Source organism: Inquilinus sp. (assembly GCF_039594555.1).
In the GTDB taxonomy this organism is placed as follows: Bacteria; Pseudomonadota; Alphaproteobacteria; order DSM-16000; family Inquilinaceae; genus Inquilinus.
The window spans coordinates 1-8,309 of sequence record NZ_JBCNNF010000303.1; the positions used below are offsets into that span (position 1 = coordinate 1).

General features: G+C 68.4%; 8 protein-coding genes. 3 read left to right on the top strand and 5 right to left on the bottom strand.

What is annotated here, in order from left to right; genetic code table 11:
- The 4 genes from fdhE to fdnG form a co-directional block, all read right to left on the bottom strand.
- Positions 1-616: formate dehydrogenase accessory protein FdhE (gene fdhE / locus ABDW35_RS26120; RefSeq protein WP_343716785.1), on the bottom strand; the 616-nt coding region annotated here is incomplete at its 3' end.
- Positions 617-668: 52 nt separating this feature from the next.
- Complete coding sequence (locus tag ABDW35_RS26125) at positions 669-1,409, bottom strand: formate dehydrogenase subunit gamma (protein ID WP_343716786.1); 741 nt, start codon at positions 1,407-1,409, stop codon at positions 669-671.
- The gene (gene fdxH, locus ABDW35_RS26130) at positions 1,406-2,350 is read right to left on the bottom strand and encodes a formate dehydrogenase subunit beta (protein WP_343716787.1); all 945 of its coding nucleotides are present in this window, start codon (positions 2,348-2,350) and stop codon (positions 1,406-1,408) included. Before fdxH ends, ABDW35_RS26125 begins: the two co-directional genes overlap by 4 nt.
- A gap of 11 nt (positions 2,351-2,361) precedes the next feature.
- Positions 2,362-5,451, bottom strand: coding sequence for a formate dehydrogenase-N subunit alpha (gene fdnG, locus ABDW35_RS26135; RefSeq protein ID WP_343716788.1), 3,090 nt, complete (start codon positions 5,449-5,451; stop codon positions 2,362-2,364).
- Here fdnG and ABDW35_RS26140 point away from each other — a divergent pair.
- The 3 genes from ABDW35_RS26140 (at position 5,444) to selD (ending at position 8,064) form a co-directional block, all read left to right on the top strand.
- Positions 5,444-5,671, top strand: a complete 228-nt coding sequence (locus ABDW35_RS26140) for a hypothetical protein (RefSeq protein ID WP_343716789.1) — start codon at positions 5,444-5,446, stop codon at positions 5,669-5,671. The genes fdnG and ABDW35_RS26140 overlap by 8 nt on opposite strands.
- A gap of 184 nt (positions 5,672-5,855) precedes the next feature.
- Positions 5,856-6,977: a transglutaminase family protein gene (locus ABDW35_RS26145; RefSeq protein ID WP_343716790.1), complete on the top strand. Its 1,122-nt coding sequence runs from the start codon at positions 5,856-5,858 to the stop codon at positions 6,975-6,977.
- A gap of 16 nt (positions 6,978-6,993) precedes the next feature.
- A complete protein-coding gene (gene selD / locus ABDW35_RS26150; RefSeq protein ID WP_343716791.1) occupies positions 6,994-8,064 on the top strand; it encodes a selenide, water dikinase SelD in 1,071 nt (356 codons plus the stop codon).
- Positions 8,065-8,073: 9 nt separating this feature from the next.
- On the opposite strand, the gene ABDW35_RS26155 is transcribed toward selD, so the two are convergent.
- On the bottom strand, positions 8,074-8,309 hold a 236-nt coding region (locus ABDW35_RS26155), incomplete at its 5' end, for a substrate-binding domain-containing protein (RefSeq protein ID WP_343716792.1).

Below are 8,309 nucleotides of genomic sequence, written 5' to 3' on the forward strand. Positions count from 1 at the left end.
GCATGCCGCGCCAGCTCACCACCATGGTGCTGACCGGCGGGGCGCCGCAGCAGGGGCAGGCGCCGTTGCCGACCGGAACCAGCGCCTTGGCGTCCAGCCGCGCCGCCATGCGCGAGAAATGCACCTGCAGCACCGCCGCGGCGAAGGCATGCTCGGCCAGGGCGTCGGCCGGGATGTCGTCGGTCAGCACCGCATGCAGCAGCCGGGCGCGTCCGGCCGCGTCGGCGGCGCGCACCCGCTGCAGCGCCGCTGCGGCGGCCGGCGGCATCTCGATGTCCGCGGCGGCGCCGATGAAGCGGTCGAAGATCGCCTCGAAGGCCGCGTCGGGGGTAAAGCCGGTGCGGTCCAGCGGCGGCATGGCGTGCTCGCGGGCGCGCGCCAGCGCCGCCGCGTCGGGCAGCGCGGGCTCGGGCAGGTCGTCCTGGATACGGTACTGCAGCTCGACCAGGTCGGACAGGAAGCGCAGATAGGGCCCGATCTCGCTGGTCGCCGCCAGGACCCGCAGGCGCAGTGTGCGGTCGATGCACAGCTGCAGCGGGTCCGGCAGGCGGGCGAAAGGCGGGGCCGCGACGTCGCCGATCACGGTCGGGTCGGGCCGGGCCAGGTCATCACTCATATCGATCCTCACGAACCCGACGGGCCACGTGAATGCGGAAGGCGCCCCGGACTCAGGGCGCCGCGGATTTGCCGGGACCTGACTTCCTCGCCACCAGCTCGCGCAGCCATTTGCGATGGTGGCGCCATGCCCAGCCGCCGGAGACCTTGCCCCGGGTCATCGCCCCGATGGTGCCACGAACCCAGATCGCGGCATAGACATGCACGATCCAGACGCAGATGGCGAACACCGCCATTGCCGCATGCACCAGGATGGCGATGCGCTTCTGCTCGATCGTGGTGAATTCGAAGAAGTACTGGTCCCAGACGACGATGCCGCTGGCGATCAGCAGGATGATCAGGATCGACATGCCCCAGAACACGAATTTCTGGCCGGCATTGTACTTGCCCAGCTCCGGCAGCTTTTCCTCGTTGCCGGCGACGACGTCGCGGATGCGGCGCAGCCAGGTGTTGTCCTCGCTCTTCCACAGATTGGCTTTCCAGAAACGGACGAACAAACCGGCGAAGGAAAGGAACAGGACCACGCCGATCCAGGGGTGCAGGGTGCGCGTCATCTGGCCGCCGCCGAACAGCGCGGTCAGGAAGAACAGGCTGGGGTGGAACATCGCCAGGCCGGACAGGGCCAGCAGCACCAGGCTGACCGCGGTGATCCAGTGGTTGATCCGGGCGCCGAGATTGTAGCGGTTGACCACCACCGGCCGACCGGGATGGACGTCGTCACCCGGCTGGATGTCGCCGGGGATGGGGGAGGGGGGCACACGGGCGGGCGGAACGCGGGGGGCGTCGGCGCTCATCTCCGGTCTCCTCCCGCCAGCTCCTCGGCGTGCTCCTCATCCTCCGGCTGTACGCGGTTGGCGCCGGCGAACAGGTGGTGGACCACGCCGGCCACCGCGGCGAAGCCGATGGCGCCCAGGCCGACGATCTTGCTCATGCCCTTCCAGGCTTCGACCAGCGGGCTGATCGACGGGTTCTTCGGCAGGTTGGCATAGATCTCCGGCTTGTCGGCATGGTGCAGCACATACATCACATGGGTGCCGCCGACGCCGGGCGGGTCGTACAGCCCGGCATTGTCGAAGCCGCGCGACTTCAGGTCCTTGATCCGGAAGTCGGCCCATTCCTTCATCTCGTCCTTGGTGCCGAACACGATGGCCTGGGTCGGGCAGGCCTTCTGGCAGGCCGGCCCCAGCCCGACCGCGACGCGGTCGGAGCACAGGGTGCATTTGTAGGCCTTGTGGTCGGTCTGCGACACGCGCGGGATGTCGAAGGGGCAGCCCTTCACGCAATAGCCGCAGCCGATGCAGTTCTCGTGCACGAAATCGACGATGCCGTTCGAATACTGCACGATCGCGCCCGGCGACGGGCAGGCCTTCAGGCAGCCCGGATCCTCGCAATGCATGCAGCCGTCCTTGCGGATCAGCCATTCGAGGTTCTGGGTCTCCGGGTTCTCCCATTCGGTGAAGCGCATCAGCGTGAACATATCCGGCGTCAGGTCGGCCGGATTGTCGTAGACGCCGAGATTCTCACCGATCGGCTGCGCCCGCGTGTCATTCCACTCGATGCAGGCGGACTGGCACGCCTTGCAGCCGATGCATTTCGACACGTCGATCAGCTTGGCCACCTCGGTCTGCCTGACGGCGGCCGGGGTGATCGTCGAGGCCGAGCGCTTGATCAGGTCCTGGTCGCCGAACTTCGGGGCGGTCGGGGCGACGGTGGGGTTGGGGAGCGGGGGGAACATGCCTTATCTCCTCACGCCACCGCCGGCCCGGACGAGGCCTCGATGTTGACGCAGAAGGCCTTGAACTCCGGCGTCTCGATGTTGGCGTCGCCGACGAAGGGCGTCAGCACATTCGCCGGGAAGCCCTTCTTCGCCGCGCCGATGAAGCCCCAATGGATCGGGATGCCGACGATGTGGACGGTCTTGCCGTCGCACACCAGCGGCCGGATCCGCTTGGTCACCACCGCCTTGGCGAAGACCGAGCCGCGCTTCGACCAGACCCGGACCCAGCCGCCCTTGGCGATGCCCTTCTCCTTCGCCAGCTCCTCCGAGATCTCGACGAAGAATTCCGGCTGCAGGATCGCGTTCACATGGTTGTTCTTGGTCCAGTAGTGGAAATGCTCCGTCAGCCGGTAGGAGGTCGCGGCATAGGGGAATTCCGGTGAGCCGATATCCGCGAACTGCGCGAAATCGTCCGCGAACACCCGCGCCGCCGGGTTGCCCCGCACCTTCGGCGCGATGACGTTGGCGACGGGGCTCTCGAACGGCTCGTAATGCACCGGGAACGGGCCTTCCCGCATCAGGCCGCGGGCGAACAGCCGCGACACGCCCTCCGCGTTCATGATGAACGGCCCGACGTCTTCCGGCTTCGCTGTCGGCGAAATGTCGGGGACGTCGTAGCCCGTCCATTTGCTGCCGTCCCATTCCAGCAGCTTGCGCGACGGGTCCCAGGGCTTGCCGGAGACGTCGCAGGAGGCGCGGTTGTACAGGATCCGCCGGTTGGCCGGCCAGGCGAACGTCCAGTTCGGGAAGGTGCCGGTGTCGTCCGGGTCGGAGTTGTCGTGCCGGGCCATCATGTTACCGGCCTCGGTGAAGCTGCCGGCGAAGATCCAGCAGCCGCTGGCGGTCGACCCGTCGTCGCGCATCACCGCGAAGTTCGGCAGCTGCTTGCCGGCCTCGACGATCTTCTTGGTCGGGTCGGCCGGGTCGTACAGGTCCACCAGGGCGGACCCGTTCATCTCCTTCGCCAACTCCTCCGGCTTCGGCTCGTTCGGGTCGGCATAGGCCCAGTTCAGGTTCAGGATCGGGTCGGGGAAGGCCCCGCCCTCCTTCTGGTACAGCTCCTTCAGCCGCAGGTGGATCTGCGCCATGATCCAGGCATCGGTCTTGGCCTCGCCCGGCGGCGTGCCGCCCGGCCAGTGCCACTGCAGCCAGCGCCCGGAATTGACCAGCGCCCCCTCATCCTCGGCGAAGGAGGTGGTGGGCAGCTGGATCACCTCGGTCTGGATCGCGGCGGTGTCCGCATTGTTGTAGACGCCGTGGTTTTCCCAGAACCGCGCCGTCTCGGTCTCCAGCGGGTCCATCACCACCAGCAGCTTCAGCTTGGCCAGCCCCTCGGCCAGCTTGCCCCGGTTGGGGAAGGCCTGCATCGGATTGAACCCCTGGCAGAAATAGAGGTTCATCTTGCCCTGCTTCATCAGCTCGAAGGCCCGCAGGATGTCGTAGTTGGGCACGTCGAGCTTCGGCAGCCAGTCATAGGCGAAGTCGTTCTCCGGCGTCGCCGCCGCGCCGAACATCGCCTTCTGGAAGCTGACGAAGAACTTCTTGTAGTTCTGCCAGAAGCTGGTCTGGTTCGGCCGCAGCGGCTTGTAGCCGCGGGTCGACATGTAGGTGGCGAAGTCCTTTTCCTTGTCCAGCGGCAGGTTCATGTAGCCGGGCAGCGAGTTCGACAGCAGCCCGATATCGGTCAGCCCCTGGATGTTGGAATGGCCGCGCAGGGCGTTCATGCCGCCGCCGCGGATGCCGATATTGCCCAGGATCAGCTGCAGCATCGCCATGGTGCGGATGTTCTGGGCGCCCTTGGAATGCTGCGTCCAGCCCAGCGCGTACATCGACGTCATCGCCTTGGTCGGCGACGCGGTCTCGCCGACCATCTGCGCCACCTTCAGGAACTTGTCCTTCGGCGTGCCGCAGATGCGCTCGACCATCTCCGGCGTGTATTGGGCGACGTGCTGCTTCAGCAGGTTCCACACGCAGCGCGGATGCTGCAGCGTGTCGTCGACCACGGCATAGCCGTCCGGCCCGATCTCGTAGTCCCAGGTCGACTTGTCGTAGTCGCGCTTCTGCTCGTCATAGCCGGTGAACAGGCCGTCCTTGTAGGTGAAGCCCTCCTTCACCAGGAAGGTGGCGTTGGTGAAGGCCTTCACATACTCCCACTGCACCCGGTCGTTCTGGATGCATTGGTTGATCATGCCCAGCAGGAAGGCGATGTCCGTGCCCTGCCGGATCGGCGCGTAGAAATCCGCCACCGACGCCGAGCGGGTGAAGCGCGGGTCGACGACGATCAGCTTGGCGCCGCGGTTGGCCTTGGCCTCGGTCACCCATTTGAAGCCGCAGGGATGCGCTTCGGCGGCATTGCCGCCCATGATGATGACCAGGTCGGTGTTCTTGATGTCCGTCCAGGAGTTCGTCATGGCTCCACGGCCAAATGTCGGGGCGAGACTCGCCACCGTCGGGCCGTGTCAGACGCGTGCCTGGTTGTCGAACGCCAGAATGCCGGTGCTGCGCACCACCTTGTAGGTGGCGTAGGCGGTTTCGTTGGTGGTCGCCGAGGCCGCGAGGAACCCCGTGGTCAGCCATCGATTGACCGTCACGCCGTCCTTGTTCTTGGCGATGAAGTTCGCGTCGCGATCGTCCTTCATGGCGCGGGCGATCTTGTCCAGCGCCGCATCCCAGGTGATCTGCTCGAACTTGTCGCTGCCGGCGCGCCGCAGCATCGGGTGCTGCAGTCGGTTGGCGGACTTGACCGTGTCCAGCAACGCCGCGCCCTTCGGACACAGCGTGCCGCGGTTGGTCGGGTGGTCGGCATCGCCCTCGATATGGACGATCTCGGCCTTCTCGCCCTTCCGCAGGTCGCCCTTGGAGTAGAGGATGATGCCGCAGGCCACCGAGCAATAGGTGCAGGTGTTGCGGGTCTCGACGGTGTTGGCGAGCTTGAACGGCCGGATCGAGGCAGCATAGGCCGCTTCGATCTCGCCGAAGCCGAAGGCCCCCAGCGTCGTGCCCGCCACACCCGCGCCGGCCCCTTTCAGGAAGCCGCGGCGCGAGAGCTTCATGTCCATCCTGGACCTCCTGGAAGCCGGTTCCGCAAAAGACGTGCCAAATCCGGAAAATGCTACCCTTGGAACGGTTCCAAGTCAAACGGCCGATGACACCCTATACCTTCGTATTATTTCGGTATTACAACAGCTTATTGTGATCCTCCGCGTGGAAGAAAAACGGTGCGGAACGGCGAGTCGCGAGCATGCGCCGATTGACCTTCCGCCCGCCTTCGCCGTCTAATCGCCGCCGTGGCGTTCCTCAGCGCTCCCGCGTCGCGGGGCTGCATCGATGCCGACAGGCACCTTCCTCCGCCCGCAGGGGCGGCGCGATGCCGCGTGGCCGCTGGTGGCGCCATTCCCTATCCCGAAGTTCCGCGGCCGCCCATGGCGGGTCATCCGCGTTCGAACACACAGGAAACCCGACCATGACCAGCCGCCGTGACGTCCTCCGGGCGGGCGTCGCCCTGTCCGCCGCTTTGGCCACCCCCACCCTGGTCGGGCGGGCCTCCGCGGCCGATGTCGTCTTCGCGCCGTCGCCGGGCGACTGGCGGCGGTTCGCGCTGACGACCCGGATCGCGCCCAAGCGCCCCGACGGCGGTGCCGGCGGCCTCCAGGCCTGGGTGCCGCTGCCGTCGATCGAGGAGGCGGCCTGGATCCGCCCGGGCGACACGCGCTGGACCACCAATGCGGCGTCGGCCACGATCGAGCGCGATGCGGCCTCCGGCGCCGCCATGCTGCATCTGGTCTGGGCCGACGGCGAGGCGGCGCCGAAGGCGGAGGTGACCAGCTCCGCCGCGCTGCGTGACCGCGCGGTGGCGCTGGCGGCGCCCGGGGCGGCACAGCCCCTGACCGATACAGAGCGGCAGCGTTATCTCCGGCCCACGGCGCTGATCCCGACCGACGGCATCGTGCGGGAGACGGCGGACCGGATCACCGCCGGCGCCGATGGCGATCTCGCCAAGGCGCGCGCGATCTATGAATGGGTGGTGCTGAACACCTTCCGCGACGCGGCCGTCCGCGGCTGCGGCCTCGGCGACATCGCCACGATGCTGCAGACCGGCTATCTCGGCGGCAAATGCGCCGATCTCAACGCCCTTTATGTCGGGCTGGCGCGCGCCTCCGGCATTCCCGCCCGGGACGTGTACGGCATCCGCGTGGCCGCGTCCCGCTTCGGCTATAAGAGCCTCGGCGCCAACAGCCCGACGGTCACCAAGGCGCAGCATTGCCGGGCCGAGGTTCATCTGGCCGGCTTCGGCTGGGTCCCGGTCGATCCCGCCGATGTGCGCAAGGTGGCGCTGGAGGAGCCGCCGGGGCAGCTCGCCCTCGACGACCCGAAGGTCGCGGCGGCCCGAGGCGGGTTGTTCGGCGCCTGGGAGGGCAACTGGATCGCCTATAACGATGCCCATGACGTGGCGCTGCCCGGCAGCGCCGGCCCGGCACTGGCCTTCCTGATGTATCCGCAGGCCGAGGTCGCGGGCGTCCGGCTCGACTGCCTCGACGCCGACACCTTCGCCTATGGCCTGGACGCGGCCGAGATCTCGGTCTGATCGAAAGGAAGACCCCATGGTCCTCGCAACCCGCGACAGCGACCCCGTACCGGTGCGGCTGACCAGCCTGGCGCATGGCGGCGGCTGCGGCTGCAAGTTGGCCCCCGCCGTGCTGCAGGAGCTGCTGGCCGGCCAGCCGGCGGCGGCGCCGTTCCGCCAGCTGCTGGTCGGCACCGAGACCGGCGACGACGCCGCGGTCTGGCAGCTCGACGACGACCGCTGCGTCATCGCCACCACCGATTTCTTCATGCCGGTGGTCGACGACCCGCGCGATTTCGGGCGGATCGCCGCCACCAACGCCATCTCCGACGTCTACGCCATGGGCGGGCAGCCGATCTTCGCGCTGGCCATCCTCGGCATGCCGCTGGGCAAGCTGCCGGCGGAGACGGTGCGCGAGATCCTGGCCGGCGGCGCCGCGACCTGCGCCGAGGCCGGCATTCCGGTCGCCGGCGGCCATTCGATCGACGCGCCGGAGCCGATCTACGGCCTCGCCGTGATCGGCACCTGCCGGCCGTCGGAGCTGCGCCGCAACTCCGACGCCCGGCCCGGCGACGCGCTGATCCTGACCAAGGCGCTGGGCGTCGGCATCTATTCCGCCGCCTTCAAGAAGCAGGCGCTGTCGCCCGACGGCTATGCCGAGATGATCGCCAGCACCACCCAGCTGAACCGCATCGGGGCCGAGTTGGGGCGGGAGGCGGCGGTGCATGCCGTCACCGACGTCACCGGCTTCGGCCTGCTCGGCCACGGGCTGGAGATGGCGCGCGGCGCCGGCGTCACCCTGGCGATCCGGGCCGACGGGCCGGCGCTGTTCGCCCAGGCCGAGGCGCTGGCAAAGGACGGCTTCGTCACCGGCGCCTCGCACCGCAACTGGGCCAGCTACGGGGCCGAGGCGACGCTGCCGCCCGGCCTGCCGGAGTGGCGCCGCCACCTGCTGACCGATCCGCAGACCTCGGGCGGGCTGCTGGTGTCCTGCGCGCCGGACCATGCTGACGACCTGCTGGCGCGGATCGTCGCCGCCGGCCACCCCGCCGCCCGCCGCATCGGCACGGTCGAGGCCGGCCCGGCCGGGGTGCGCATCGAGGGGTGAGGCGCGACCTCACCCCCGCCGCGTCAGGAAGCGGGAGGACTCGCGCACCACGATGTTGACCGGGACGGCGACGTCCGTCGGCTCGGCCCGGTCCTCCTCCATCAGGTGCACCAGCTCGGACACCGCGATCTCGGCGCGGTCGCGCACGCGGATGTCGATCGTGGTCAGCGACGGGATGCTGTAGGCGCCGTCCAGCATGTTGTCGACGCTGACCAGGATCATGTCGCCCGGCACCTTGACGCCCC

Excerpts from the sequence above, each read along its gene's own strand:
- selD (WP_343716791.1), top strand. The coding sequence starts at position 6,994 with ATGGTCCTCGCAACCCGCGACAGCGACCCCGTACCGGTGCGGCTGACC.
- ABDW35_RS26140 (WP_343716789.1), top strand. The coding sequence starts at position 5,444 with ATGTCCATCCTGGACCTCCTGGAAGCCGGTTCCGCAAAAGACGTGCCA.
- ABDW35_RS26145 (WP_343716790.1), top strand. The coding sequence starts at position 5,856 with ATGACCAGCCGCCGTGACGTCCTCCGGGCGGGCGTCGCCCTGTCCGCC.
- fdxH (WP_343716787.1), bottom strand. The coding sequence starts at position 2,350 with ATGTTCCCCCCGCTCCCCAACCCCACCGTCGCCCCGACCGCCCCGAAG.
- ABDW35_RS26125 (WP_343716786.1), bottom strand. The coding sequence starts at position 1,409 with ATGAGCGCCGACGCCCCCCGCGTTCCGCCCGCCCGTGTGCCCCCCTCC.